Origin of the sequence: Methylobacterium mesophilicum, assembly GCF_022179445.1 — a bacterium.
Lineage (GTDB): Bacteria > Pseudomonadota > Alphaproteobacteria > Rhizobiales > Beijerinckiaceae > Methylobacterium > Methylobacterium mesophilicum.
Map to the genome: position 1 here is coordinate 50,625 of NZ_BPQU01000008.1, position 25,848 is coordinate 76,472.

At 69.0% G+C, this 25,848-nt stretch carries 21 protein-coding genes; 12 read left to right on the top strand and 9 right to left on the bottom strand.

The genetic code is table 11. The features are described from left to right. Positions 1–477 precede the first annotated feature (477 nt). Positions 478–4,209: a vitamin B12-dependent ribonucleotide reductase gene (locus tag MFF40_RS10810; RefSeq protein ID WP_238260379.1), complete on the bottom strand. Its 3,732-nt coding sequence runs from the start codon at positions 4,207–4,209 to the stop codon at positions 478–480. A 515-nt stretch (positions 4,210–4,724) separates the two neighbouring features. On the opposite strand from MFF40_RS10810, the gene MFF40_RS10815 reads away from it, so the two are divergent. Both MFF40_RS10815 and MFF40_RS10820 read left to right on the top strand, forming a co-directional pair. After that, entirely contained in the window at positions 4,725–5,141 is a 417-nt protein-coding gene (locus MFF40_RS10815; RefSeq protein WP_147855414.1) for an NADH:ubiquinone oxidoreductase subunit NDUFA12, read from the top strand. A 209-nt stretch (positions 5,142–5,350) separates the two neighbouring features. Next, on the top strand, positions 5,351–6,007 hold the full coding sequence (locus MFF40_RS10820; RefSeq protein ID WP_147855415.1) for a DUF2155 domain-containing protein: 657 nt from the start codon (positions 5,351–5,353) through the stop codon (positions 6,005–6,007). A 3-nt stretch (positions 6,008–6,010) separates the two neighbouring features. Here the strand turns inward: MFF40_RS10820 and aat are convergent, their stop codons facing one another. From aat to MFF40_RS10840, 4 genes are all read right to left on the bottom strand, one after another. After that, positions 6,011–6,694, bottom strand: coding sequence for a leucyl/phenylalanyl-tRNA--protein transferase (gene aat / locus MFF40_RS10825; protein ID WP_147896701.1), 684 nt, complete (start codon positions 6,692–6,694; stop codon positions 6,011–6,013). Between the two features lie 289 nt (positions 6,695–6,983). Continuing rightward, a complete protein-coding gene (gene accC, locus MFF40_RS10830) occupies positions 6,984–8,336 on the bottom strand; it encodes an acetyl-CoA carboxylase biotin carboxylase subunit (RefSeq protein WP_147855417.1) in 1,353 nt (450 codons plus the stop codon). 196 nt (positions 8,337–8,532) lie between these two features. Then, entirely contained in the window at positions 8,533–9,000 is a 468-nt protein-coding gene (gene accB, locus MFF40_RS10835; protein ID WP_147896700.1) for an acetyl-CoA carboxylase biotin carboxyl carrier protein, read from the bottom strand. 159 nt (positions 9,001–9,159) lie between these two features. Further along, positions 9,160–9,954, bottom strand: coding sequence for a DsbA family protein (locus MFF40_RS10840; protein WP_147896699.1), 795 nt, complete (start codon positions 9,952–9,954; stop codon positions 9,160–9,162). A 135-nt stretch (positions 9,955–10,089) separates the two neighbouring features. Here MFF40_RS10840 and MFF40_RS10850 point away from each other — a divergent pair, with 135 nt between their 5' ends. After that, entirely contained in the window at positions 10,090–10,749 is a 660-nt protein-coding gene (locus MFF40_RS10850; protein ID WP_147857419.1) for a DUF1345 domain-containing protein, read from the top strand. Between the two features lie 78 nt (positions 10,750–10,827). Beyond that, positions 10,828–11,982, top strand: a complete 1,155-nt coding sequence (locus MFF40_RS10855) for a pyridoxal phosphate-dependent aminotransferase (protein ID WP_147896698.1) — start codon at positions 10,828–10,830, stop codon at positions 11,980–11,982. A 4-nt stretch (positions 11,983–11,986) separates the two neighbouring features. Here MFF40_RS10855 and gph read toward each other — a convergent pair whose 3' ends face one another. After that, positions 11,987–12,685 (bottom strand): phosphoglycolate phosphatase, encoded by a 699-nt coding sequence (gene gph / locus MFF40_RS10860; RefSeq protein WP_147896697.1) that lies wholly within the window; start codon positions 12,683–12,685, stop codon positions 11,987–11,989. Positions 12,686–12,813: 128 nt separating this feature from the next. Between gph and MFF40_RS10865 the strand changes: the two genes are divergently transcribed. From MFF40_RS10865 to MFF40_RS10895, 7 genes are all read left to right on the top strand, one after another. Next, positions 12,814–13,278, top strand: coding sequence for a hypothetical protein (locus tag MFF40_RS10865; RefSeq protein ID WP_147896696.1), 465 nt, complete (start codon positions 12,814–12,816; stop codon positions 13,276–13,278). A gap of 130 nt (positions 13,279–13,408) precedes the next feature. Next, the gene (gene rpiA, locus MFF40_RS10870) at positions 13,409–14,122 is read left to right on the top strand and encodes a ribose-5-phosphate isomerase RpiA (RefSeq protein ID WP_147896695.1); all 714 of its coding nucleotides are present in this window, start codon (positions 13,409–13,411) and stop codon (positions 14,120–14,122) included. Positions 14,123–14,153: 31 nt separating this feature from the next. Further along, entirely contained in the window at positions 14,154–14,717 is a 564-nt protein-coding gene (locus MFF40_RS10875) for a DUF2059 domain-containing protein (protein WP_147854258.1), read from the top strand. 342 nt (positions 14,718–15,059) lie between these two features. After that, complete coding sequence (locus MFF40_RS10880; RefSeq protein WP_238260380.1) at positions 15,060–16,346, top strand: O-antigen ligase family protein; 1,287 nt, start codon at positions 15,060–15,062, stop codon at positions 16,344–16,346. Continuing rightward, the gene (gor, locus tag MFF40_RS10885; RefSeq protein ID WP_147854255.1) at positions 16,343–17,725 is read left to right on the top strand and encodes a glutathione-disulfide reductase; all 1,383 of its coding nucleotides are present in this window, start codon (positions 16,343–16,345) and stop codon (positions 17,723–17,725) included. The genes MFF40_RS10880 and gor overlap by 4 nt, the downstream gene beginning before the upstream one ends. A 54-nt stretch (positions 17,726–17,779) precedes the next feature. Further along, positions 17,780–18,100 carry an RNA polymerase sigma factor region1.1 domain-containing protein gene (locus MFF40_RS10890; RefSeq protein ID WP_147854254.1) on the top strand — a complete coding sequence of 107 codons (321 nt, stop codon included), beginning with the start codon at positions 17,780–17,782 and terminating at the stop codon, positions 18,098–18,100. A gap of 448 nt (positions 18,101–18,548) precedes the next feature. Next, positions 18,549–19,931, top strand: coding sequence for a class II 3-deoxy-7-phosphoheptulonate synthase (locus MFF40_RS10895; protein ID WP_238260381.1), 1,383 nt, complete (start codon positions 18,549–18,551; stop codon positions 19,929–19,931). 44 nt (positions 19,932–19,975) lie between these two features. Here the strand turns inward: MFF40_RS10895 and MFF40_RS10900 are convergent, their stop codons facing one another. Next, complete coding sequence (locus tag MFF40_RS10900; RefSeq protein WP_147897328.1) at positions 19,976–22,855, bottom strand: EAL domain-containing protein; 2,880 nt, start codon at positions 22,853–22,855, stop codon at positions 19,976–19,978. Positions 22,856–23,117: 262 nt separating this feature from the next. Between MFF40_RS10900 and MFF40_RS10905 the strand changes: the two genes are divergently transcribed. Next, the gene (locus MFF40_RS10905) at positions 23,118–23,444 is read left to right on the top strand and encodes a plastocyanin/azurin family copper-binding protein (protein WP_238260382.1); all 327 of its coding nucleotides are present in this window, start codon (positions 23,118–23,120) and stop codon (positions 23,442–23,444) included. A gap of 186 nt (positions 23,445–23,630) precedes the next feature. Here MFF40_RS10905 and MFF40_RS10910 read toward each other — a convergent pair whose 3' ends face one another. Both MFF40_RS10910 and MFF40_RS10915 read right to left on the bottom strand, forming a co-directional pair. After that, entirely contained in the window at positions 23,631–24,917 is a 1,287-nt protein-coding gene (locus MFF40_RS10910; protein ID WP_147897327.1) for an efflux RND transporter periplasmic adaptor subunit, read from the bottom strand. Between the two features lie 91 nt (positions 24,918–25,008). Further along, positions 25,009–25,713 (bottom strand): sulfate transporter family protein, encoded by a 705-nt coding sequence (locus tag MFF40_RS10915; protein WP_147897326.1) that lies wholly within the window; start codon positions 25,711–25,713, stop codon positions 25,009–25,011. Positions 25,714–25,848 lie beyond the last annotated feature (135 nt).

The following is a 25,848-nucleotide window of genomic DNA, read 5'->3' on the forward strand; positions in this document are numbered from 1 at the left end:
GACCTTCTTAGTGCGTCTTCGAGGAAGGCAGTACCGGCGACAGGCTGCCAAGTTCGCCACAAGCTTGGTCGTACTTATTTTGTTCCGATCGGTATTGGAGGACGCCGATCCGGCGTCCTCCCACGTCCAATTCGGCTACGATTGCCGGGTACCTTCCGTCAGGGACGTCACCCTAATTTAAGTTGCCGGCTGACCGGTAAAGCAACTTCAGGTCATATTTTCCAAATTGTGCCTCTCAAATAGAGGCTGCTCTGAAGTATTCTTGACCATCTTGTGCCTCACGCTACACAAACCGAAACCATTGAATTTCAAGGCTCGGCGTTGTGCTCCCGCAGATCTTGCATTTTGAGCAGAGGCCATTTCGGACTAGCCCAGAGCGCGCCGCCTCAAGCAAACTTTTGGTGCTCTAAGAACTCCAAAACCGGCGAAAAACACCGAACTCAAAGGCGGCCCACAACAGCAGCTCCGTCGCGTCGATTACGAACAACCGGTCGTGGAGCCGCAGGTGTCGCACTTCAGGCAGGTCCCGTTGCGGACCAGCGTGAAGTTGGCGCATTCCGGGCAGGCTTCGCCGACGTAACCCTTCATCTTCGCCTCGGCCCGTCGGTCGGCGACGGTGCGTTCGACCTTGGTGAAGGGGAGGGTGTCGGCGATCGTCTCGGTCTGACGCGCCACCGCAGGCTCGGATTTGAGCGCCGAGGTGCCGTGGATCGCGTGAACCGTCCCGCCGGCCGGAGAGGTCTGGCCGGTGCCTGCGGCGCCGACGCCGACCGTTCCGCCGGCCGGGCCGCCCTGGATGAGGGTGAGGCGGTCGGCCGAGCCGCGCAGCAGGCCGCGCGAGACCACCGAGGAGGCCGGGGCGGGCTTGGACCCGTCGCGCGTGGTGTCGCCGGCCTCGCCGCCGCCGAGCACCGTGCCGCCGATCTCGGCGGGGCTTACATGGGCCAGGTCGGCGCGGCCGAGATACGACACGGCCAGCTCGCGGAACACGTAGTCGAGGAGCGAGGTCGCGTTCTTGATCGCGTCGTTGCCCTGCACGAAGCCGGCCGGCTCGAACCGGGTGAACGTGAACGCTTCCACATACTCCTCAAGGGGCACGCCGTACTGGAGGCCGAGCGAGATCGCGATGGCGAAGTTGTTCATCAGGCTCCGGAAGGTCGCGCCCTCCTTGTGCATGTCGATGAAGATCTCGCCGAGGCGGCCGTCGTCGTACTCGCCGGTGCGCAGGTAGACCTTATGGCCGCCAACCACCGCCTTCTGCGTGTAGCCCTTGCGCCGGGCCGGCAGCTTCTCGCGGGACCGGATGTGCTCGACCCGCTCGATCACCCGCTCGACGATCTTCTCGGCGATCTGAGCGGCCTTGGCCGCGGCGGGCGCCTGGATCAGCGCCTCGAGGGCGTCGTCGGCCTCGTCGTCCTCATCGGCGATCAGCGCGGCGTTGAGCGGCTGCGACAGCTTCGAGCCGTCGCGGTAGAGGGCGTTCGCCTTCAGCGCCAGGGTCCAGGACAGGCGGTAGGCCGCCTTGCAATCCTCGACGGTGGCGTCGTTGGGCATGTTGATCGTCTTGGAGATCGCCCCGGAGATGAACGGCTGGGCTGCCGCCATCATGCGGATGTGGCTCTCCACCGACAGGTAGCGCTTGCCGATGCGGCCGCACGGATTGGCGCAGTCGAACACCGGATAGTGCTCGCGCTTGAGGCCCGGAGCCCCCTCGAGCGTCATCGCCCCGCAGATATGGGTGTTGGCGACCTCGACGTCCTTCTTGGTGAAGCCGAGGAACGGCAGCAGCTCGAAGGTCGGGTCCGACAGCTTCTCTGCCGGGACCTTGAGGGTCTGGATCAGGAAGTCGTCGCCCAGCGTCCACCGGTTGAACACGAACTTGATGTCGAAGGCCGACTTCAGGCCCTTCTCGATCGCGGAGATCTTGTCGTCGGTGAAACCCTTCGCCCGGAGCGTCGTCGGATTGATCGCCGGGGCCTGGCCCATGGAGCCGTGGCCGACCGCGTAGGCCTCGATCTCGGCGATCTCGGATTCGCGGTAGCCCAGCGCCCGCAACGCGTCGGGTGCCGCCTGGTTGATGATCTTGAAGTAGCCGCCGCCGGCGAGCTTCTTGAACTTCACCAGGGCGAAATCGGGTTCGATGCCGGTGGTGTCGCAATCCATGACGAGGCCAATCGTGCCGGTGGGCGCGATGACGGTCGTCTGGGCGTTGCGGTAGCCGTGGGTCTCGCCGAGCTGGAGTGCCCGGTCCCAGGCCGCGCGGGCATGGGCACCGAGGTTGTCCTGCGGGATATTGGCGTGGTCCAGCGGCACCGGGGCGATGCTCAGGAACTCGTAGCCCTCGGCCTCGCCGTGGGCGGCGCGGCGGTGATTGCGGATCACCTTCAGCATCGCGTCGGCGTTGTCGTCGTAGGCCTGGAACGGACCCAGCTCGGCCGCCATCTCGGCGGAGGTGGCGTAGGCCACGCCGGTCATGATCGCGGTGAGCGCACCGGCCAGGGCGCGGCCCTCATGGGAGTCGTAGGGCAGGCCCATGGTCATAAGCAAACCGCCGATATTGGCGTAGCCGAGGCCGAGCGTCCGGTACCGGAACGACAGCTCCGCGATCTCCTTCGACGGGAACTGCGCCATCATCACGGAGATCTCGAGCACCACCGTCCAGAGGCGGTTCAGGTGCTCGAACGCCTCGACATCGAAGCGCTTGGTTTGCCGGTCGTACATCGTCAGCAGGTTGGCCGAGGCCAGGTTGCAGGCGGTGTCGTCCAGGAACATGTATTCCGAGCACGGGTTCGAAGCCCGGATCCGGCCGCCCTGCGGGCAGGTGTGCCAGTCGTTCATCGTGGTGTTGAAGTGCAGGCCCGGATCCGCCGAGGCCCACGCCGCCTCGCCGATCTTTTCCCACAGCTCGCGGGCCGGGATGGTCTTCGCGACCTTGCCGGTGGTGCGCTGGGTCAGGTGCCAGTCGGCGTCAGCATCGACCGCCCGGAGGAAGTCGTCCGTCAACGAGACGGAGTTGTTGGAGTTCTGGCCGGCGACCGTGAGGTAGGCCTCGGAATCCCAATCGGTGTCGTAGACGGGGAAATCGATCTTGGTGAACCCCTGGCGGGCGAACTGGACGACCCGCTTGATGTAGGCATCCGGCACGGAGGCCTTGCGGGCGGCCTTGATCTCGCGCTTCAGCGCGGGGTTACGGTCCGGATCGAAGCAGGCATCGCCTTCCGCCTCGCACTGGGTGCAGGCCTTCATGACCAGGCCGAGATGCTTGGACACGACCTTGGAGCCGGTTACCAGGGCGGCGACCTTCTGCTCCTCCTTCACCTTCCAGTCGATGAACGCCTCGATATCCGGGTGGTCGATGTCGACGATCACCATCTTGGCCGCCCGGCGGGTGGTGCCGCCGGACTTTATCGCCCCGGCCGCCCGGTCGCCGATCTTGAGGAAGCTCATCAGGCCCGACGACTTGCCGCCGCCGCCGAGCTTCTCGTTCTCGCCGCGGAGCGCGGAGAAGTTCGAGCCGGTGCCGGAGCCGTACTTGAACAGGCGCGCCTCGCGGACCCACAGGTCCATGATGCCGCCGTCGTTGACGAGGTCGTCCTGCACGCCCTGGATGAAGCAGGCATGCGGCTGCGGGTGCTCGTAGCTCGACGCCGAGCGGGTCAGCTCACCGGTGCGGTAGTCGCAGTAGAAGTGGCCCTGGCTCGGGCCATCGATCCCGTAGGCCCAGTGCAGGCCGGTGTTGAACCATTGCGGGGAGTTCGGCGCCACCATCTGCTTGGCGAGCATGTAGCGCAGCTCGTCGAAGAACGCCGAAGCGTCCTCCTCGGAGGAGAAGTAGCGGCCCTTCCAGCCCCAGTAGGTCCAGCAGCCGGCCAGCCGGTCGAACACCTGCGTGGCCGAGGATTCCGAGCCGATCCGCTCCTCCTCGGGGAGTTCGGCCAGGGCGGCCTCGTCGGCCACCGAGCGCCAGAGGAAGGACGGGACGTCGTTCTCTTCGATCTTCCTCAGGCGCGCCGGAACGCCGGCCTTGCGGAAGTACTTCTGCGCCAGCACGTCGCTGGCGACCTGGCTCCAGCTTTCCGGCACGTCGATGCCATCCAGGCGGAACACCACCGAGCCGTCGGGATTGCGGATCTCGCTCAAGGCATTGCGAAACGGAATACCGGTATAGGGCGACTGTCCGGCCGTGGTGTAGCGACGCTCGAACCGCATAAGACACACCTCTCCCGTCGGGACACGAATGTCCCGGCCCCGCTGGACGCGGGGTCGATTCCCAATAAGGGGGTCGCGTTCGCTCGGGCCCGGAAACCGGACGCGAGGCGACTCAGCGAAGATGATTTTAGGCCGGTCGAACCTGCCGAAACGCACCACGGGGGGCGGCGCGACCGATGCAGGGACAATACCGCCGCCATCGCTCTCACGTCAACAAGTAGTGTGCGTCGGTGCGGTTCCCCGCTAGATGTTGTGCCGGCTCGCATAAACCTGTGGATATCGACGGCGACTCGGATAAGTGCCCTTCCGGCATTCGGGATTCGGAGCGGAAAAATTTTCGATCCACACCCTGAAGTAGAGGCACTTTATCGCGGTTCTTGAATAGCCGGCTGATGTCCGGCGTGGGCGTTGCCGCGCAGCGACAGTTGGGCCGAACCGCTGGACTCGGGCGCGTGCGCTCACCATAACGACGCCACGAAGCGCCGGCGTGGCGCGGCTTGAATCCGGGACCGGCGATGGCGCTGAAGGACACTTTGCTGCGCGTCTTCACGTGGTGGAACGGACAGACCGTCTCGCTCGCGCTCCAGACCGCCCGCACCGGCATCTTCGTCGGCGAGGACGATTTCGGAAACAAGTACTACAAGGCCGAAGGCGCGCTGATCGACCGCTCGGTCGGCTCGGAACGGCGCTGGGTGGTCTATAACGGCTACGCCGACGCCTCGAAGGTTCCGCCCGGCTGGCGCGGCTGGCTGTGCCACAACGTCGATCTCGCCCCGAGCGAAGAGACCTACACGCCGCGCGCCTGGCAGCAGCCGCATGTCGAGAACCAGACCGGCACGCCGAACGCATACCGACCGCAGGGCTCGCAGCTCTCTTGGGGCTCGCGACCGGCCGCGACCGGCGATTACGTCTCCTGGACGCCCGGCGAGTAGGCTTGCGGCTGCGGCGCCCTTTTACCGCCACCGTTCCAGTGTTCACCTCGGGGCTATCCGATCCGACCGCCGCGCCCGTGACGGCGTGACCGGCCTTCCTCTAGAGCCTCGTCCCGAATCCGGGCCGCTGCCCTGGGGTCCTTGTTCCGCATCGTCGTCTTCCGAGAGACGGTCCCACGTTTCGGGGCGATGCATTAGGGGTCCGAGCCTTGAGCCGCACCAAAGCCCTCGCACGCGCCGGACTGCTCCTCGGCCTGGCACTGGCCCTCGGGGCCGGCCCGGCCGCGGCCGACAAGATCAAGAACCCGACCGCGGTGTTCTCCGGCCTCGACAAGATCACCGGCCGCATCGTGTCCTTCGAGGTTGCGGTGGACGAGACCGTGCAGTTCGGGTCGCTGCAGATGACCCCGCGGGTCTGCTACACGCGGCCGCCGACCGAGAGCGCCAAGACCACGGCGTTCCTTGAGGTCGATGAGGTCACCCTCGACAACAAGTATCGCCGCATCTTCACCGGTTGGATGTTCGCGTCGAGCCCCGGCCTGCACGCCATCGAGCACCCGATCTACGACGTCTGGCTGGTCGACTGCAAAGGCGGCAGCGACGTGATCGCAGAGGCGAAGGAGCAGGAGGACGTGCCGGCGGTGGCCGCCAAGCCGGAACGGACGAAACGCGCCGGCCGGGATTCGACCAAGACCGCCCAGCAACTCAACGCCGCCGGCCAGGTCGATGTCGAGGCGCCGCGCGGGGTGCCGGTGCAGCCGCGACAGAAGCCCTCGCGAAAGTTCTTCCCGTCGAACGAAGGGCCAGCTCCAGCCCCGCCGCCCCCGCCGCAGCCGCAGAACCTGTTCGACGCGCTGTTCCGCTGAGGCTCAGTCGGCCGCGCCGACGCCCAGCGCGTCCAGCGCCCGCGCGCCCGGGACGGTCCCGTCGCAAGGCCAGACGTTCCAGTCGGCGACCGCGTCGAGGGCGACGGCGAGCCGCCGCTTATAGATGTGCCGCGGCAACTCCTCGGCGCCGAACTGCGTGAGGTGGTCGGTCACGAACTGGGTGTCGGCGAGACGGTAACCGCCAACGCGCAGGCGCGCCATCAGATGGACCAGGGCAACCTTCGAGGCGTCGCGCACCTCGTGGAACATGCTCTCGCCGAAGAAGGCCGCCCCCATCGAGACGCCGTAGAGGCCGCCCACCAAACGCCCGTCCGCACCGGCATACACTTCGACGGTGTGGACATGCCCGAGGTCGAACAGCGCGCCGTAGAGCTCGCGGATCCGCCCGTTGATCCAGGTCTTCTCACTGTCCCGGCGGGGTGCGGCGCAACCGCTGATCACCCCGTCGAAATCCGTGTCGCACCGGACCTCGAACTGGTCGGACCGCACCGTCCGGGCCAGGCGCCGGGACACCCGGAACCCGTCGAGGGGGAGAACGCCGCGCGCCCGCGGCTCCACCCAGTACAGGGTCGGGTCGGTCGCATCCTCCGCCATCGGAAAGATGCCCGCCGCGTAGGCCTTCAGCAGGATCTCGGGGGTGATGTCCACGCGGGTCGGATCGTGCATGGGACGAGTGTCGCGCGGCGCCGGTCCAAATGCCAGAGCCGGCGCCGGACCTGATCGCCGCAAGCGCAGTTTCAAAGTCGGATTGGAGACACGATCTCGGTCAGACGACAGCTCTCCGAAACACCCCCCTCATCCCGCGGTGCGAGCGCGGCGAGCCCTGAAGGAGCCCCCAAGGGATCGCGCAGCTGGCTGGAGCCCTCCTTCGACGCCTCCGCTTCGCTCCGTCGCCTCCGGAGGAGGGCGAGGGTGGGAAGAACCGGTCGAACTGGCTCGCGGTCTCCGGCCGGGCTCACACCTTCATGCCGCCATCTTCCAAAAAGTGCTCGAGCCAATGGATGTCGTAGAGGCCGTTCTGGACGTCCGGGTTGCGGACCAGGGTGCGGAACAGCGGCAGCGTGGTGTCGATGCCGTCGATCACGAACTCGTCCAGCGCCCGGCGCAGGCGCATCAGGCACTCGTTGCGGGTGCGCCCGTGCACGATCAGCTTGCCGATCAGCGAGTCGTAATGCGGCGGGATCCGGTAGCCTTGGAACGCCGCGGAATCGACCCGGACCCCGAGGCCGCCGGGGGTGTGATAATGGGTGATCTGGCCCGGGGACGGCCGGAAGGTCTCCGGGTGCTCGGCGTTGATCCGGCACTCGATGGCGTGACCCTCGACCTTGATGTCGGATTGCGACACCGAGAGCGGGCCGCCCGAGGCGACCTGGATCTGCTCGATCACCAAATCGATCCCGGTGATCATCTCGGTGACCGGATGCTCGACCTGGATGCGGGTGTTCATCTCGATGAAGTAGAACCGGCCGTCCTCGTACAGGAACTCGACCGTGCCGGCGCCGAGATAGCCCAGCTCCTTCATCGCGTTGGCGCAGATGCCGCCGATCTCGGCGCGCATCGACTCGTTGAGCGCGGGCGAACCGCCTTCCTCCCAGACCTTCTGGTGGCGGCGCTGCAGCGAGCAATCGCGCTCGGCCAGATGGACCGCGCCGCCCCGGCCGTCGCCCAGAACCTGCACCTCGATGTGCCGGGGCTTCTCCAGGTACTTTTCCAGGTAGACCGCGTCGTCGCCGAACGCCGCCTTGGCCTCGGAGCGGGCCATGCCGAGCGCCTGCTCCAGTTCGGCCTCCGAGCGGGCGACCTTCATGCCGCGCCCGCCGCCGCCGGCCGCCGCCTTGACCAGGACGGGGTAGCCGATCCCGGCCGCGATCCGCTTGGCCTCGTCGGCATCCTCGACGCCGCCCTCGGAACCCGGCACGCACGGGATGCCGAGCTTCACGGCGGTGCGCTTGGCCTCGATCTTGTCGCCCATGGTGCGGATGTGCTGCGCCTTGGGGCCGATGAAGCCGATCTGGTGGTGTGCCAGCACCTCGGCGAACCGGGCGTTCTCGGACAGGAAGCCGTAGCCCGGATGCACCGCGTCCGCCCCGGTGATCTCGCAAGCCGCGATGATCGACGGGATGTTGAGGTAGCTGTCCCGGGCGGCGGGCGGCCCGATGCAGACGCTCTCGTCGGCCAGCCGGACGTGCATGGCGTCCGCGTCGGCGGTGGAATGGACCGCCACGGTGGCGATCCCGAGTTCCTTCGCCGCCCGCAGGATGCGCAGGGCGATCTCGCCGCGGTTCGCGATCAGGATCTTGTCGAACATCGAACCCTTAGAGCGTCCAGGCGATCCGACGGGACCGCGCAGGATGATCTATCCTCTTGTTGCGCGCCGTTTTCCAGGCCTGACGTGACGGTCGACGTGGCGGAAGACGCCCGACATCGCCTGCACGGGACTCATCGCCGCCTGCTCGTAGCACGCGACCCGAACGGCGAAGCGAACGGGCCGCCCCGCGCGTCGATCAGGCGATGACCAGCAGGGCCTCGCCGAACTCGACCGGCTGGCCATCCTCGACGAAGATCGCCGTCACCGTGCCGGCGCGGGGCGCCACGATCTCGTTGAAAGTCTTCATCGCCTCGATGAGGAGCAGCTTGTCGCCGACCTCGACCTTCGAGCCGATATCGATGAACGCCTTGGCCTCAGGCGAAGGACGCAGGTAGGCGGTCCCGACCATCGGCGACGGCACCGAGCCGGGATGCGTCCGGGCCGGCTCGGCCGGGGCGAGGGCCCCCGTCGGCGGCGCCACGGGCGGCGCGGCGGCCGCGACAGGCGCGGGCGCCGCCACCTGGACGGTGACGGGCTCAAGCCGCCGCACGACGCGGATCCGCAGGTCACCCTTCTCGACCTCGATCTCGGACAGGCCGGTCTCGGTGACGAGGTTGGCGAGTTCGCGGACGAGCTCGGAATCGATGGGATCGTTCTTGGGCATCCGGCCTTCTTCGTATCGCGCCGCGGCGGTCGGTTCATCCGGCATGCGCGCTGGCACTCGATCACAGCCTCATGGCTGGCGGCTCTTAGACGAAGGCGGCCTGGCGCGACAAGGCCGCGCAGTCCGCCATCCGCCGGTGGGAAGCTCCGGCCTGACGCCTCAGCAGGAGGCGTGGCCGCACTGGCGGACATCCGCGATGGTCTTGCGGATGGGGTCGACCCCGACGGCGCCCGGAATCACCTCGTCGCCGATGATGAAGGCCGGCGTGCCCGACAGGCCCAGCCGGTCGCCCAGGCCGCGATTCTCGCTCAACGCGGCCTTCACCTCGGGGGAGGCCATGTCCTTCTGCAGCTTGACCGTGTCGGCGCCCAGATCCTTGGCGACCTGGATCGCCCGGGCGCCGTTCACCCGGCCCTTGGTCTCGAGCAGCTTCTGGTGGAATTCGAACAGCTTGTCGCCCTTGAGCTGCTGGCGCACCGCGACCGCGACCTGGCTCGCTTCGAGGGATTCCGGGCCGAGCACCGGGAAGTCCTTGATCACCACCCGCAGCTTCGGGTCCGTCTTGATCAGGGTCTGCACGTCGATCAGCGCCTTGCGGCAATAACCGCAATTGTAGTCGAAGAACTCGACGAGCGTGACGTCGCCGGTGGGATTGCCGGCAACGACGTCGTGCGGGCCGTTGATGAGCGCCTCGCGGGCCTCCTTGAGGGCCGCACTCTGGGCGAGGCGCTGCGTCTCCGCCTGCTGCTTCTCGGCCTCGGCCAGCGCCTCCTGCAGCACCTCCGGGTGCTTGATCAGGTAGTCCTTGACGATCGCCTCGATGCCGGCGCGCTGCGCGTCCGTGAACGAGGCGGATGCCGGAGCGGTGGATTGCGTGGCGTCCTGCGCCGAAGCCGGGACGGCGGCGAGGCCGAGCGCCAGGGCCAGCGCGGGCAGGGAGCGGTTGAAGAGCATGGATCCTCGCTTGCGCGGCAAGCCGGCCCGCGCGTGGCGCGAGCGGTAGAGGGTGGGTTAGGCGTTTTCGCGGCGCCGGGTCAAATCACGATCCCGGCCGGGAGATCCCGCCCGCTGCGCGTCATCCGGTTCGTCATGCCCAAGCTGTTCCGCGCCTTCTGGCTGCGCCCGCACCTGCTCTGCGCGATCCTGGTGGCGGTCGCCACCGCCCTGCTGGTGCCGGGCCTCGATCCGGGGATGCGGTTGCTCGTCGGCTGGTGCGCCGGCGTGATCGTCCATGCCGGCCTGGTCATACGGCGGGCCACCGGCCAGACCCATGACGCCATGCGGCGTGAGGCCGCCCGGCTCGACGACAGCGCCGGGGTGATCACCGTCTTCGCCCTGCTGGCGGCAGCCGCGAGCCTCGGCTCGGTGGCGGTGTTGGTGGTCGGCGGCCGCATCGCCGGACCCGGCGAGCGCTACGCCCTGGCGCTCGCCGGGACGAGCCTGCTCTGCACCTGGGTCTTCGTGCAGATGATCTTCACGGTCCACTACGCGCACGTCTATTACGGCACAGGGGACGAAGCCGGCGCCGAGCGCGGCGGGCTGGACTTCCACGGCGAGACCGAGCCGGACTTCTGGGATTTCCTGTACTTCACCGTGACCATCGGGGCTGCGGCTGCGACCTCCGACACCAATCTCACCAGCAAGAGGATGCGCCGGATCGCGACCGCGCAAACGGTCGGCGCCTACCTGTTCAACACCGGCATCCTGGCGCTGGTGGTCAACATGGCTGCGGGCTTCGCGCCGCACTGACACCGGTTGAGGGCAGGGCCGTCAGGGGGTAACCCCGAGCACCGCACCGCCTCCGCCCTCGCGCCCCGTCAGGAAAGCATGATCCCGATCTCCCGGCGGGCCGCCGCCGTCCAGCCGTTCCTCGCCATGGACGTCATGGCCGCGGCCGCCGCCAAGGCCCGGCGCGGCGACGACGTGGTGCGCATGGAGGTGGGCCAGCCCTCCGCGCCGGCGCCGCGGGCGGTGATCGCGGCGGCGCAGGCGGCGCTCGCCACCGGCCGCGTGCCCTACACCGAGGCGCTCGGCCTGCCGGCCCTGCGCGAGCGGATCGCCCGGGACTATGCCGAGCGCCACGGCGTCGCGGTGAGCCCGGAGCGGGTGGTGATCACCACCGGCTCGTCGGCCGGATTCGTACTCGCCTTCATGAGCCTGTTCGATGCCGGCTCCCGGGTGGCGGTACCGCAGCCCGGCTACCCGGCCTATCGCAGCATCCTAGCCGCCCTCGACCTCGTGCCGGCCCCGATGGTGCTGCGCGCCGAGGACCGGTTCGCCCCCACGGCCGCGCTCCTGCGCGAGACCCATGCCCGCGCGTCGCTGGCCGGCGCCCTAGTGATGAGCCCGGCCAACCCCTCCGGCACGGTGATCACGCAAGACGCGTTGCGCGACCTCTGCGCGGCCACTCGCGAGCTGGGCCTGCCGCTGATCTCCGACGAGATCTATCACGGCCTCAGCTACGGCGTGCCGACCGTCACCGCCCTGCAATTCGATTCCGACGCGGTGGTGATCAACTCGTTCTCGAAATACCACTGCATGACCGGCTGGCGGGTCGGCTGGATGGTGGTGCCGGAGGTCCTGGTCCGCCCGATCGAGCGGCTGGCGCAAAACCTCTACATCTCGGCGCCTTACCTCTCGCAGGTCGGCGCGCTCGCCGCGCTGGACGCCGCAGACGAACTCGACGCGGTGCGCGACGGCTACGCCCGCAACCGGGCGATCCTCCTCGACGCGCTGCCCGGCTTCGGCCTCGGGCGCGTGCACCCGGCCGACGGCGCCTTCTACCTCTACGCGGACGTGGCGAATCTCACGAACGAAGCCACCGGTTTCTGCCGGCGCATGCTCGACGAAGCCAACGTCGCGGCGACCCCAGGGCTCGATTTCGATCCGGATCTCGGCCACCACCACGTCCGGTTTTCGTTCGCCGGCTCCGAGGCGGAATGCCGGGAGGCGGTGGCGCGGTTAAGGACCTGGCTGCGCTGACCCCCTAGGCGGCCTCCACCGGCACCAGGGCGCGGACCGCCTCGGCCAGATCCGAAAAATGCTCGATCACCCGGTCGGGCCCGAGTTCGGTCACCGGCACGTCGGTGTAGCCGAAGGTCACCGCCACCACCGGGATGCCGGCGGCCTTGGCGGTGTCGATGTCGGTGCGCGAATCGCCGACCATTACGGCCCGGGCCGGGTCGCCCCCGGCGCGTTCGATCGTGCCGGTGAGGTGGCTCGGATCGGGCTTGTAGGCCGGGAAGGTGTCGCGCCCGCAGATCGCCGCGAAGCGGTGACCGATCCCGAGCAGGCGCAGCAGCTCCACCGACTGGCCCTCGAACTTGTTGGTGCAGACCGCCAGCCGGAACCCCGCCGCCTCCAGCGTGTCCAGCGCCTCCACCACGCCGGGATAAAGGTGCGACGTGTCGGCTAGGTGTTTTCCGTAATGGGCGATGAAGGCCTCGAACAGCCGCTCGTGGTCTTCCGCCGTGAGCGCGCGGCCCTCCGCTTCGAAGCCCCGCCGGATCAGCGCCTTGGCGCCGGCTCCGATCAGGCCGCGGGCCTGGGACAGGGGCAGCTCGGCCAGGCCTTCGCGCTTCATCAGCACGTTGAGCGTGCCGATCAGGTCACCCGCGGTCTCGGCCAGGGTCCCGTCCAGGTCGAACACGGCGATCGGCGGACGAGCGGTCGATTCGGGCGGCATCGGGTCGAACTCCAGCTGGGATACGGCCTCGCTAAAGCCGGCCGGCGTCGGCGGCAAGGCGACGCGGCGCCCCACACTCGCCCGAAAGCCCAGCGAAAGGCGGAGCGCGTCAGCTCCCGGATCCCGCGATGAAACCGTCCCTGCCCCTGCTTGCCACCTGCCTTGCACTCGCCAGCGTGCCGGCCGCCGCGACCTCGTTCGAATTCGTGCCCGCGCCGCAGACCGACCTGAACCGGATGTACCGAGTCGACAAGGTCACCGGCGAGGTGACCTCCTGCCAGTACGGGCTGCAGGAATCGGCCGGCGGCATCGGCCAAACCGTGTGCTTCGGCCCCGGGGAGGGCGCCGGCGCACAGGCGCCCTCGGAATACGGCTTGGTCGCCAGCCGCCACACCCGCGAGGCCGGCGTGTTCCGGGTCAATTACCGGACCGGCGAGATGAGCATCTGCTTCGTGCTGGTGAAGAAGGAGCAGGTGGTCTGCACCCAGCAGGCCAAGCCCGGCGCCGAGGGCGCATCGGACGCACCGCTGACCGGGCCCGCACCCGGCCGGGCCGGGGCCAGCGCCACGCCCGCACAGGGCGGCCGCTTTTGAAGCCAGCAGCTCCGCGGAGCCGTTCCGGTCCGCCCTGCGGCATGCTAGGGGCCGCGCGACCGACCCAGGAAGCCCGGCTGCTCCGCATGCGCGACATCTCGTTCCACCCCGCCGACCGGGCGCCCCCGCGGTGAGCGGACCGGACCTGCGCCGGGCGGCGGCGGCGCGCGCCCTCGACCTGGTCGAGCCCGGCATGCGGCTGGGCCTCGGCACCGGCTCGACCGCGGCGGCCTTCGTGGCCCTGCTCGGCGAACGCGTCCGCGACGGGCTCGACATCGTCGGCGTGCCGACCTCGGAGGCGACGCGGGTGCAGGCCGAGGGCCTCGGCATCCGCCTCGCGACGCTCGACGAGCAGCCCGAGCTCGACTTGACCATCGACGGCGCCGACGAGGTGGACGACCAGCTGCGCCTGATCAAGGGCGGCGGCGCCGCGCTGCTGCGGGAGAAGATCGTCGCCTGCGCCAGCCGCCGCATGGTGGTGATCGCCGACGCGGCCAAGCACGTCGCCCGGCTCGGCGCCTTCCCGCTGCCGATCGAGGTGAACCTGTTCGGCCTCACCGCCACGCACGGCGCGGTCGAGGCGGCTATCGCCCGGGTCGGCTGTACCGGCCCGGTGCGGCTACGCCGCGATCCGGCCGGCAAGCCGCTCCTCACCGATGGCGGCCATTACATCCTCGACGCCCATCTCGGCGCCATCCCGGATCCAGACGCCCTCGGGGCCGCCCTCTGGTCGGTGCCGGGCGTCGTCGAGCACGGCCTGTTCCTCGGCATCGCCGACGCCGCGATCCTGGCGGCGGACCGCGACGGCCAGGCCGAGGTCACCATTCTCGGCAGCTTGGTCTGAAGCGCCAAACCCTTTCGCAGGAACATTCAGCATGTCCCGACGCCTCAAAGCCGCGCTCGGCCTCGCGCTCGCCGCGGCCACGATTCTCCCGCATGCGGCTTCGGCCCAGGCGAACAAGCCGGCCCCGGCCAAGCCGGCGGCGCAGCCGAACACGCCGGCCGCCGCGACGCCGACCTACACGGCGAGCCACCTCGCCCTCGCCCGCGAGGTGATGCTCAGCTCCGGCATCGCCCGCTCGTTCGATTCGGTCCTGCCGGCCTTCGCAGACCAGATCCGGAAGCAGACGGTGACGCGGCCCGAACTCGCCAAGGATCTCGACGAGGTCCTGACCGCCCTCCAGCCCGAGATGGAGCTGCAGAAGCAGCGCATGATCGACATCGCCGCCCGCACCTACGCGGCGAAATTCCCGGAGCCCGAGCTGAAGGAGATCGCGACCTTCTTCCGCTCGCCGGCCGGCAAGCACTACGTCGAGGCCCAGCCGCAGCTCCTCGACGAGATGGTGCAGGAAATGCAGGACTGGACGCAGGAAGTGTCCGAGTACGTCATGGTCCGGGTGCGGGCCGAGATGGGCAAGCGCGGCCACCAGATGCAGTGAGAGGGGCGCGGGTGGTCGTGAGGTCGTTTTCGGCTCCGACTGCCCCACCCATGCCATCATCCCGAGTCGACGGAGCGAAGCGGAGCCCTCGTGGGAGCCCTCCAGGGATCCCGTAGCCGACTCGAGGGCTCCCACGAGGCTCGCTGAGCTGACACCTCGAATCACGTAAGCCGGGACGCGCCCCCTCTCCTGTGCGGGAAGAGGTCGGGATGAGGGATCGGGGTTTTCCGGAGAGGGCGCATCCCTCACCCGGTCCCTCTCCCGTACGGGAGAGGGGACCAGCGTCACGACCGGAGATGTGTGATCGTCTCCGCCGCAGGATGGGGATGCTTTGGACATCCGATGCCGTTGAATCCCAGGCCGGCGATCACGCTCGGTCAGACACGTTCCGCGCGGACGACCGACCGCCTCTACGCGGCGGGGGCGGCCCTGCTCGCCGTCCTGCCGCTGGCGATGGTGCTCGCCAACCGGTCGAGCCCGGCCGTCCTCGGCCTCGCAGCGTTAGCTTTCTTCGCCGGGCGCTGGGTCGAAGATCCTCGCGCGCTGCGAGCCTGCCTCCTCATCCCTCTCAGCAAGCCGCTCGGCGTCGCGGCGCTCGCCTTCCTGGGATGGTGCCTCGTCTCCTTCGCCTGGGCGCCGTTCCCGGGCTCGTCGCTGAAGGTGCTCGGCGAATTCTTGCCGACCCTGGCCGCCGCCTACCTGATCACCTGCCTCGCCCCCGGGCGGATCCCGGCCTTCGCGCCCCGCCTCGGTGCGGCCGCGATTGTGCTGGCAGGCCTCGTCATCGCGGTCGACCTCGCTTCGGACCTCGCCCTCGAACGGGCGCTCGGACGCCGGGTCGCCGCCTTCGTGCACAATCGCCCGGCGCTGACGCTGGACCTCCTTGCCGGCCCCGTCGCTCTGGTGCTGTGGCGCGCCCGCTCCCGGAGCCTCGCCGTGGCCGGCCTCGTCTTCGCGGCTTTCGGCGTGCTGCGCTCGATCAGCGGCGCCGCTCAGCTGGGACTTCTCGCCGGGGCCGGGCTGTTCGGCCTGGCCCGGCTGCTGCCGATGCGGGTCGGGATCGCGCTTGCCGGCCTCGGGCTCGGCCTTGCCGTCGCACTCGCCCCCGTGGAGGGCGACCTGCTCGCCCGGGTCATGCCGGAGGCCGCGCATGAGCGCCTGGTGCAATCCTCCTCCCGGGCCCGAGTCGCCATCGCCCGCAGCTTCGGCGCGGCCGTGGCGGCCGATCCGTGGCGCGGGGCGGGATTCGGCACCAGCGCGCGCTTCGCAGAGGCTCCCGTGGCCGGGGCGGTCGCGCCCGAGATGCGGGTCCTCCTCGGAGTCGGCCACCCGCATAACAGCTTCCTGCAGGTCTGGGCCGAACTGGGATTGCCCGGTGCGCTCCTGGCCGCGCTAGTCCTGATGCTGATGCTCGGCCGCATCGCCGGGATGCGGCAGCCCGACCGCGCCGCGGCACTGGGTCTCGTCGCCTGCGCGGCTGCCATCGCGTTCGTCGAGCACAATGGCTGGGCGGCGTGGTGGACGGCCGGGCTCGGCGCTGCCATCACGTGGATGCGCGAAGCCACTTGGATGCGTGAGGCGGCGACGTCCCGCACGGATACGAGACGCGAGATGGACGGCCCCGCATGAGCGCTTTCGACGTCGACCTCTTCGTCATCGGCGCCGGCTCCGGGGGCGTCCGGGCCGCCCGGATCGCGGCCGGCTACGGCGCCAAGGTCATGCTGGCCGAGGAGTACCGGGTTGGCGGCACCTGCGTGATCCGCGGCTGCGTGCCCAAGAAGCTGATGGTCTATGCCGGCCGCTTCGCCGACGAGTTCGAGGATGCCGCGGGCTTCGGCTGGACGGTCGAGCGCCCGCGCTTCGACTGGAGCGTCCTCAAGCGGCGCCGCGACGCAGAGGTGACCCGGCTCGAAGGGATCTACGACACCAACCTGCTGCGCGCCGGCGTCGAGATCGTGCCCGAGCGCGCGGTGATCGAGGACCCGCACACGATCCGCCTGATCGGTTCGGACAGGACGGTGCGGGCCGAGAGGATCCTGGTCGCGGTCGGCGCCCATCCGGTGAAGGAGCCGGCGGTGCCGGGGATCGAGCTGGCAATCACCTCGAATGAGGTGTTCGAGCTGGAAGACTTGCCCGAGCGCATCCTCGTGATCGGCGGCGGCTACATCGCGGTGGAGTTCGCCGGCGTCTTCGCAGCGCTCGGCAGCCGAACGACCCTGCTCCACCGGGGCGACCGGCTGCTGCGCGGCTTCGACGACGAGGTCCGCGACGCCCTCGCCGAGGCCTATCGCCAGCGCATGGACCTGCGGCTCGGCCGTACGCTGATCCGGATCGACCGGCGCGATGCCGGCCTGTGCGCGCAGCTCGACGACGGCACCGAGATCCTGGTCGATCAGGTGCTGGTGGCCACCGGCCGGCGCCCGAACGTCGCCGGGCTCGGCCTGGAGAAGGTCGGGATCGAGACCGACGCCGCCGGCGCGATCCCGGTGGATGCCTATTCACAGACTGCAATCCCGTCGATCTACGCGGTGGGCGACGTCACCAACCGCGCCAACCTGACCCCCGTGGCGATCCGGGAGGGCCATGCCTTCGCTGACACGGTCTACGGCGGCAAGCCGTCCTGCGTCGATCACCGGCTGATCCCGACCGCGGTGTTCTCGACCCCCGAGATCGGCATCGTCGGCCATACCGAGGCCGCCGCCCGGGAGATCTACGGCAAGATCGACGTCTACAAGGCGCGCTTCCGGCCCATGAAGGCGACGCTCTCGGGCCGCGAGGAGCGGATCCTCATGAAGGTGCTGGTCGATTGCGCCAGCGACCGGGTGGTGGGCGTCCACATCTTCGGCCACGATGCCGGCGAGGTGATCCAGGCCATCGGCATCGCCGTCACCATGGGCGCCACCAAGGCCGATTTCGACCGCACCATCGCGGTCCATCCCACCGCCGCCGAGGAGCTCGTCACCATGCGGGTGCCGGAGGTGACCAAGCATCCGGTCGGCGTCGGGTAAGTTCCCCGCGTCGCGGGGTCTCGACGCGGTGCGCGGCCGAGCCATATCAGGGTCATGGGCAAGCAGGACGCAGGCAAGGGCAATCGCGAGGACGACGCGCACGCGCGCCGTCAGGCGATCATCGACGGCCTCCTGGCCGACGCCCTTCGGCCGGCCTTCAGCTATCGGGTACCGAGCCACGACGCGCTGCCCGCCGATATCCGCCGGGCGATCGACCGGCTGCTCGCCAAGGCCGAGACTCAGCGCAGCCGCTGCCTGACCTACGACGACCTCGAGGAGGCGCTTCCGCCGCGGGACGTCTCCGCGGAGGATCTGGAGGCGATCTTCTGGATCCTGGCCGAGCACGGGATCGAGGTCGAGGACGGCGAAGCCTGATCGAGCGCGGGCCGTAGGCAGTCGCCTTGATGCATCCGCGAACGTGGCGGTTGCCTTTTCGACACTCATTGACGCCGCAGGCTAAACCACCCCGTCATTCCGTGGCGCCGCAGGCGAGCCCGGAATCTCGAACCGCCGACGGCGCAAGATCTTGCTCCACCTCTGTTTCTCGCTCCCGGGCTCTGCTGTGCGGCCCCGGGATGACGGAGCGAAATCTTTGGGCTCGGAGAAACCCCAATCCCGTCGGGGCTCGGATTTTCTGATTGGATCGCGGGACGCCCGAACCACCCGCTGCAAGCGCATCACCCGATCGCCCGCGCCCCAACTCTGCTTCAGGCTCCTGCCAGCCCTCAGGAATCCGCCCCTCGCATGCGTTCGGGAACCCCTCTATAAGCCGCGCTTCGCGCGTCATGCGCGATCGCACGAAGGACGTGCGCGGAGAGAGGTCATGGCCGAGCGTTGGACACCGAAGAACTGGCGGAACCTGCCGATCCAGCAGGTCCCCGCCTATCCGGATTCGGCGGCGCTGCAGGCGGTCGAGACCCAGATCGCGAGCTTTCCCCCGCTGGTTTTCGCCGGTGAGGCGCGCAAGCTAAAGACGGCGCTCGGGCGCGTCGCGGCGGGCGAGGCCTTCCTTCTCCAGGGCGGCGACTGCGCCGAGAGCTTCGACGAGCATTCGGCCGACAACATCCGCGACTTCTTCCGGGTGTTCCTGCAGATGGCGATGGTGCTGACCTTCGCGGGCGGCTCGCCCGTGGTGAAGGTCGGGCGCATCGCCGGGCAGTTCGCCAAGCCGCGCTCCTCGCCCACCGAGACCCTCGATGGCGTGAGCCTGCCGAGCTACCGGGGCGACATCGTCAACGGCATCGGCTTCACGGAGGAGGCCCGCACGCCGGATCCGCGCCGTCAGGTCGAGGCCTACCGGCAATCGGCCGCGACCCTGAACCTGCTGCGCGCCTTCGCCACCGGCGGCTACGCCAACCTGGAGAACGCGCATCGCTGGATGCTGGGCTTCGTGAAGGATTCGCCGCAATCCTCGCGCTACCAGGATGTCGCCGGTCGCATGACCGACGCGCTCGATTTCATGCGGGCGATCGGCATCAATCCGGAGACCCATCCGGAGGTGCGGACCACCGACTTCTACACCAGCCACGAGGCCCTGCTGCTCGGCTACGAGGAGGCGCTGACCCGCATCGACTCGACCACGGGCGATTGGTACGCGACCTCCGGGCACATGCTGTGGATCGGCGACCGCACCCGGCAGCCGGACCATGCCCATGTCGAATATGCCCGCGGGATCAAGAACCCGATCGGCCTGAAATGCGGTCCGTCCATGCAGGCGGACGGCCTGATCCGGCTGGTCGATCAGCTCAACCCGGAGAACGAGCCCGGCCGGCTCAGCCTGATCTGCCGGTTCGGCGCCGACAAGGTCGGCGACCACCTGCCGGCCCTGATCCGGGCGGTCGAGCGGGAAGGGCGGACGGTGGTCTGGATCTGCGACCCGATGCACGGCAACACCGTCGCGGCGGGCCGCTACAAGACCCGGCCTTTCGACCGGGTGATGCAGGAGATCGAGGGCTTCTTCGGCGTCCACCGGGCCGAGGGCACGTTCGCGGGCGGCATCCATCTGGAGATGACCGGCAAGGACGTGACCGAATGCACCGGCGGCGCCCGGGCGCTCACCGCCGACGACCTGCAGGATCGCTACCACACCTACTGCGACCCGCGCCTCAACGCCGAGCAGGCGCTGGAGGTGGCGTTCCGCACGGCCGAGCTGGTCAAGGCAGAGCGCAGCCACATCGAGCGCCCGCGCCTCGACGCGGCCGAGTAAGGCGCTTGCCTATCCCTCCCCCCCGCGGCGGGGGAGGGATGCTTTCAGGCGATCGCCCGGGCGGCACCGTTCCAACGCTGGATGACCTCGCCCACCTGGGAGACCGGAACCGGGCGGCTGATCAGGTAGCCCTGGATCTCGTCGCAGCCCTCTGCGCGCAGATGCGCGAGCTGCGCTTCGGTCTCCACGCCCTCGGCGGTGGTGGTCATGCCGAGGCTGGAGCCCAGCCCGATCACCGCCCGGACGATGAAGTCGGTCCCGTCCTTCACGCACAGGTCGCGCACGAAGGACTGGTCGATCTTGATCTTGTCGAACGGGAAGCTGCGCAGGTAGCTCAGCGACGAGTAGCCGGTGCCGAAATCGTCCATCGAGACCCGAACACCGAGCGCCTTCAGGCTGTGCAGGATCGCGGTGGTCGCGCCGGGATTGGCGACCAGCACCGATTCGGTGATCTCCAGCTCCAGGCGGCGGCCGGGCAGGCCGGTCCGGCGCAGGGCCTCGCGCACTGCGGTGACGAGGCTCGCCGAGGTGAACTGCACCGCCGAAACGTTGACCGCCACCTTGAGCCCATCCGGCCAGCGGGCGGCCTCCTCGCAGGCCCGGCGCAGGACCCATTCGCCGAGCGGGACGATCAGGCCCAGTTCCTCGGCGATCGGGATGAATTCGGCGGGCGAGACGAAGCCGCGGGTCGGGTGATCCCAGCGCAGCAGCGCCTCGAAACCGCAGATCCGGTCCGTGTCGAGGCTGTAGATCGGCTGGTAATAGACCTCGAACGCCTCGCGGATCAGCGCGTCGCGCAGGTCGCGCTCCAGCAGCCGCCGGGCCTGGAGGCGGGCATCCATCTCGGGCTCGAAGAACCGGAACGAGCCCCGGGCCTCGGTCTTCCCGCGGTCTAGGGCGACCTCGGCATTCTTCAGGAGCTTCTCGCAGCTGGCCCCGTCGCTCGGTGCCAGGGTGATGCCGATGGTCAGCCCGACGCTAATCTCGTGGTTGCTCAAGATGTAGGGCGCGCTCAGCACCTCGATGATCCGGCGGGCCAGGATCGCGGCCTCCTCCGGGCGATCGACGCCGCGCTGGACGACGATGAACTCGTCCGCACCGAGCCGGGCGACGCAGTCGATCTCGCGCACGCAGGCGGTGAGCCGCTCGCCGACCGCCGCAAGCAGCTCGTCGCCGACCCCATGCCCGAGCGTCTCGTTGACCGGGCGGAAGTCGTCGAGGTCGATCGCGAAGACGGCGAAGCCCGAATCGCGCCCGGCCTGCGCCACCGCCATCTCGATCTGCTGGCCGAGCGCTTCACGATTCGGCAGGCCCGTCACCGTGTCGTGGTGCGCCAGGAAGGCGATGCGGGCCTCGGCGCGGCGGCGCTCCGTGACGTCCTCGTAGGTCGCCACGAATCCGCCATCGGCAGTCTCGCGGCGGTCGATCGAGACGGTGCGGCCGTTGGCGAGTTCTTGGAATTGCGTGTGCCAGGTGCCGCCGCGATGCGCTTCGTGCTCCTGGTGGAGGAGGGCAGCGAGGTCGCTGCCGGGATGGTTGCCGGCCACGAGGCTCGCCCGCATCACGTCCTGCGCCGACATCCCCGGAACGATCGTCCCGGCGGCCAGGCCGTAGATCTCGCTGTAGCGCCGGTTCACCACCATCAGGCGATGCTGTGCGTCGTAGAGGCAGAGGCCCTGGGACATGTTGTCCAGCGCCGCGTCGAGCCGCAGGTTGGTCTCGGTCAGCCGGTCCTCCTGCTCCTTGAGCAGGCTGATATCGCTGCACACGGCCACGAAGCCGCCCGACTGGGTGGCGCTCCGGCTCACCCGCAGCCAGCGCCCGTCCGCCAGCCGGATGTCGCCGTCGCGGGCGAGCGCCCGGAAGCACTCGTCGAGGGATTGCGAGCCGGTACCGGAACCGTCCTCGGAATCCGACGGACAGATGCCGGCCAGGATCGCGGCCTCGAGCCCGTCGAAGAAGCGCAGCGCCTGGGCGTTGGCGAGCGCGATGCACCCCACGGCGTCGACCACCACCACGCCTTCGCGGGAGGTCTGCAGCGCGTCCGTCACCAGGGCCTCGGCGACCCGTCGCTGGCTGACCTCACGCTGCATCATCGCCTGGATGTTGTCGCGCATCACCGCCATCGAGCGGAGCAGGCTGCCGAGCTCGTCCCGGCCGCCGGCCGGGATCCGGTCGTCGAGGCGTCCGCTGGCGATCCGCTCGGCGGCCGCCGAGGCATCGGCGAGGGGGCCGGTGATCCGGCGGTTGAGCAGCCAAGCGATCAGCGCGCAGGCGAACACCGCAAGCCCCGCCGCGATGGCGTTGACGTGGATCTCCCGGGCCACCAGCGTCCGGGCGGCCTGCCGGAAGGTGAAGCCGTCGCCCGCCGTATAGTTGACCAACAGGTCGATCTGGTTGTCGACCGCGCTGGCATACTGGTCCAGCGCGTCCCAGCGCTCGGGGCGGGCGGTGGCCGGGTCGAGGCCGCGGCGCATCTCCTCCCAGGCAGCCACCGCTGCCTGGACGGCGCCCGCGGTGCGCACCGACCGGTCCGATTGCGAGCGCTCGACGGCGATGGTCAAGTCTTCGGCGAGCGTGGTCGAGAGATCGGCAATCTCGGCATCGAGCTTGGCCGCCTGGGCGGAGTCGCGGACATGAGTCCGGCGCGCGAAGGCGCTGCGCATCTTTGCGAAATCCGCCGCGGTCGCCCGGGCGTAATTGATCGACATCAGCGACTCGTCATAAGTGCGATTGACGAGCGCCCCGACATGCGAGATCGCCACCACGGCATAGAGCCCGAGCGCCCCCGACAGCAGGCTCATGCCCAGGAACGCGACGAAGATCCGACCGCGGATCGTCGCCGAAAGGCCGGTGATGCCGCGCACAAAGCGCATCAGACCCGAAGGCGGCCGCTCATCCGTCGCTCTCTCGGGGTCTCGCATCGCACCGCGCCGTGTGACAGGTGCCATGAACCGTAATTGCCACATGTTAAGAGCCGATTAGCCGGGGCCATTATCGGTTCGTCTTATGGATAATCGTTTTGACCCGTTCCTGGTCTCGCAAACAGCCCAACTCCGCGGAACGTGAGGGTTTTCGAAAATGATTTCTCAATAAAGTCTCAGGTAGATTGCCTCGATCAGCCCGAGGAATGCCATGGCCCCCGCTGCGCCGAGTATGCCCGTCCCGCTCCGCTGGAAATCGGCCATGCCGGCGGCCATCGCTCTGGCCCTCGGCCTGGTCTGCGGCCTGATCCTGGTGGGCGACCTGGAAGCCTCCGGATTGCTGGTGTCCCAGAAGGGCCGCGCGTTCCAGCCGGGGAATATCGCCCTCAGCCGGGGCGAGACGGTGATGTTCGTCAACGACGACAGCGATTTGCTGCACCACGTCTTCGTGGAATCCGACACGTTCAGCTTCGATTCCGGGGATCAGGAACCAGGCAGCCGCACGCCGGTCACCTTCACCGAGCGCGGCACCTTTCAGGTGCTCTGCGGCATCCACCCGAAGATGAAGCTCGTGGTGCGGGTGAACTGATACCGGTTCGACGGGTCGGGCAGGCCATCGACCTCCGATCCCACGCCGTCATTGCGCGCGCAGCGACGAGGCGAGCGAAAAAGTTCTTCACCCCACGCATCCCGGGGTGCTGCGAGGCAGCCCAAGGATGAAAAAGGTTGGTCGGTGGAGAGGGCGCCGAGAGACCTCTCCTGCGGCCTCAACCGATCACCGCTCCGCGGCTCGGATCGGCTTGGTCTGCGGTGCCGGCTTCACGCGCTCGATCGTCTGGCCGTCGCGCAGCTCCGGGGGCGGGCTGAAGATGATGTGGCTGTCGGCCGCCAGACCGGATTCGAGTTCGAGAATCCGCCCGAGATCGCGCCGCACCTTGATCGTCCGCCAGGTCACCCGGTCGTCCTCGCCGACTTCCGCGACCTGGAAGCCGTTGCGGTTGAAGACGGTCGCCTCGGCCGGAACCGAGACGCTCTCCTCGGTGCGCGGGATCTTCAGCGTCACGGTGGCGTAGAGCCCGGCCCGAAGCGCCCGGTCGGGGTTGGGCACGTCCACCTGCGTGGTCAGGGTCCGCGAGGCGGCGTTCAACGCCACCGAGCTGCGCTCGACGAAGCCGCCGAACCGGCGACCCGGGATCTGCGGGACGCTGATCTCGGCTTGGACGCCCGGCTTGACGCCCACGGCATCGTTCTGCGGCACGTTCACGGTGATGCGCAGGACGCTGTCCTGGTCCATGCTGAGGAGCGGCGTGCCGCCGTTGTCGGCTCTGACCAGATCGCCCACATCGACGTTGCGGGTCGTGACCACGCCGTCGAACGGCGCGACAACCCGCTCGAACGCCGTGAGCGCCTTCAGGCGGTCGACCACGGCTTCCTGCGACGTGATGTTGGCGGTGGCGACCTTCACGCCCGCCTCGGCGGCCGCCAGGGTCGCGGCCTGCGAGAGCACGCCTGCCTGCGACGTGTCGGCGTTCTGGCGCGAGGCCCAGCCCTGGACGGCCAGGGTCGAGGTGCGGTTGTTGGTGAGATTGGCGAGGTTGACGTTGGCCCGGGCCTGCTCGACCTGCGCCTGAGCCTGTAGCAGCTGCGCCTTCAGCTGGCCGACTTGAGCCTCGGCCTGCGAGAGCTGCTGGTCGAGGTCCGGCGCCGCGATGCGCAGGAGCAGGTCGCCGGCCTTGACCCGGGAGCCGATATCCACCCGCCGTTCGGCGATGTAGCCGGTGGCACGGGCGGCGATCGCGGCGGTCGTGAAGGCCTGTGTCTCGCCCGGCAGCATCAGGTCGAGGGGGCCGTTCGCCCGCTCCGCCACGACGGTGCGCACCTGGGGCACCAGGGTCTTGATCCGCTCCAGGGTCGCGGTCGCCTCGACGTCCCGCTGCCAGTGGTTGTAGGCGCCGTAACCCAGCAATCCGAGAGCGGTGAGACCCACGAGGACGAACGGGCCCTTGCCGGGCGGCGGCGGGATGTCCTTGGTGCCCGTCTGCACCGCGTCTTGAGCCTTCATCGTTCGGCTCTCCGCCGCGAATACCGCCTACTCTTGTCACGGTAGCGGCCGAAGACCGCGACGAATAGAGCGAGGCTTCGCCGCATCTCGACTATCGCGCGACCGGCCCTTCCAGGCGCAGGCGCCGGCTGAGCCGCTTGTGCAGGTGGACCATCAGGGCGATGCCGAACAGCGGCGTCAGCAGGTTGAGGATCGGCACCACCATCAGGGCCGACATCAGGCAGCCGGCGCCGAGCGTCCGGACCGCGTAGGCCTTGCGCATCTCGGCGGCCTCCGGGAGCGGCCGGAACCGGGCCGCCGCCATCTCGAAATATTCCCGCGCCAGCAGGTAGGCGTTGGCGCCGAAGAACGCCACGATCCCGATGACCGGCACGAAGAAGATCACCAGGGCCGCCAGGTTGACCAGCAGCGTCACACCCGCGAAGCGCACCGCATAGAAGAGCGCGGTGCCGAGCGGCATCGGGCGGCCCGGGGGATCGTTCGGGAAGTCCGTGCGCTCGACGATCGCGGCGGCATCGTCGAGGAAGAACCCGGCCACCAGGATCGATATCGCCGGCATGAGGTAGGCCAGAACCACGAACAGGCCGAACCCCGCGAGGTAGTAGGCGAGGTTGTCGAGGATCGGGTACTGGGCGGAGATGTGGTGGCTCGCCTGGAACGCCTGGACGAGGCGGGTCAGGCCGAACCAGAGCAGGACCAGGAGCCCGAGTGTCAGGCTCAGGGATTTCCACAGGATCGCCCGCAGGGGCGGGGAGAAGGTCTGGCGCAAAGCCGCCGCGGCGGACTCGACGATCATCGGGCGGGGTTTCCGGCTTGAGCGCTTGCCGCCGATGAGACACCGGTTCGGCGCGAAGGAGCGCGAGACCTCGGGGACGCGGCGCCGGAAGCGGCGCGGCAGCGTTGTGAAGCGGTGTGGCGACCGGCGCAAGGC

Coding starts and splice junctions, on each gene's coding strand:
- MFF40_RS10810 (WP_238260379.1), bottom strand. CDS start 4,209: ATGCGGTTCGAGCGTCGCTACACCACGGCCGGACAGTCGCCCTATACC.
- MFF40_RS10815 (WP_147855414.1), top strand. CDS start 4,725: ATGGCGCTGAAGGACACTTTGCTGCGCGTCTTCACGTGGTGGAACGGA.
- aat (WP_147896701.1), bottom strand. CDS start 6,694: ATGCACGATCCGACCCGCGTGGACATCACCCCCGAGATCCTGCTGAAG.
- accC (WP_147855417.1), bottom strand. CDS start 8,336: ATGTTCGACAAGATCCTGATCGCGAACCGCGGCGAGATCGCCCTGCGC.
- accB (WP_147896700.1), bottom strand. CDS start 9,000: ATGCCCAAGAACGATCCCATCGATTCCGAGCTCGTCCGCGAACTCGCC.
- MFF40_RS10840 (WP_147896699.1), bottom strand. CDS start 9,954: ATGCTCTTCAACCGCTCCCTGCCCGCGCTGGCCCTGGCGCTCGGCCTC.
- MFF40_RS10850 (WP_147857419.1), top strand. CDS start 10,090: ATGCCCAAGCTGTTCCGCGCCTTCTGGCTGCGCCCGCACCTGCTCTGC.
- MFF40_RS10855 (WP_147896698.1), top strand. CDS start 10,828: ATGATCCCGATCTCCCGGCGGGCCGCCGCCGTCCAGCCGTTCCTCGCC.
- gph (WP_147896697.1), bottom strand. CDS start 12,685: ATGCCGCCCGAATCGACCGCTCGTCCGCCGATCGCCGTGTTCGACCTG.
- MFF40_RS10865 (WP_147896696.1), top strand. CDS start 12,814: ATGAAACCGTCCCTGCCCCTGCTTGCCACCTGCCTTGCACTCGCCAGC.
- MFF40_RS10875 (WP_147854258.1), top strand. CDS start 14,154: ATGTCCCGACGCCTCAAAGCCGCGCTCGGCCTCGCGCTCGCCGCGGCC.
- MFF40_RS10880 (WP_238260380.1), top strand. CDS start 15,060: ATGCCGTTGAATCCCAGGCCGGCGATCACGCTCGGTCAGACACGTTCC.
- gor (WP_147854255.1), top strand. CDS start 16,343: ATGAGCGCTTTCGACGTCGACCTCTTCGTCATCGGCGCCGGCTCCGGG.
- MFF40_RS10890 (WP_147854254.1), top strand. CDS start 17,780: ATGGGCAAGCAGGACGCAGGCAAGGGCAATCGCGAGGACGACGCGCAC.
- MFF40_RS10895 (WP_238260381.1), top strand. CDS start 18,549: ATGGCCGAGCGTTGGACACCGAAGAACTGGCGGAACCTGCCGATCCAG.
- MFF40_RS10900 (WP_147897328.1), bottom strand. CDS start 22,855: ATGCGAGACCCCGAGAGAGCGACGGATGAGCGGCCGCCTTCGGGTCTG.
- MFF40_RS10905 (WP_238260382.1), top strand. CDS start 23,118: ATGCCGGCGGCCATCGCTCTGGCCCTCGGCCTGGTCTGCGGCCTGATC.
- MFF40_RS10910 (WP_147897327.1), bottom strand. CDS start 24,917: ATGAAGGCTCAAGACGCGGTGCAGACGGGCACCAAGGACATCCCGCCG.
- MFF40_RS10915 (WP_147897326.1), bottom strand. CDS start 25,713: ATGATCGTCGAGTCCGCCGCGGCGGCTTTGCGCCAGACCTTCTCCCCG.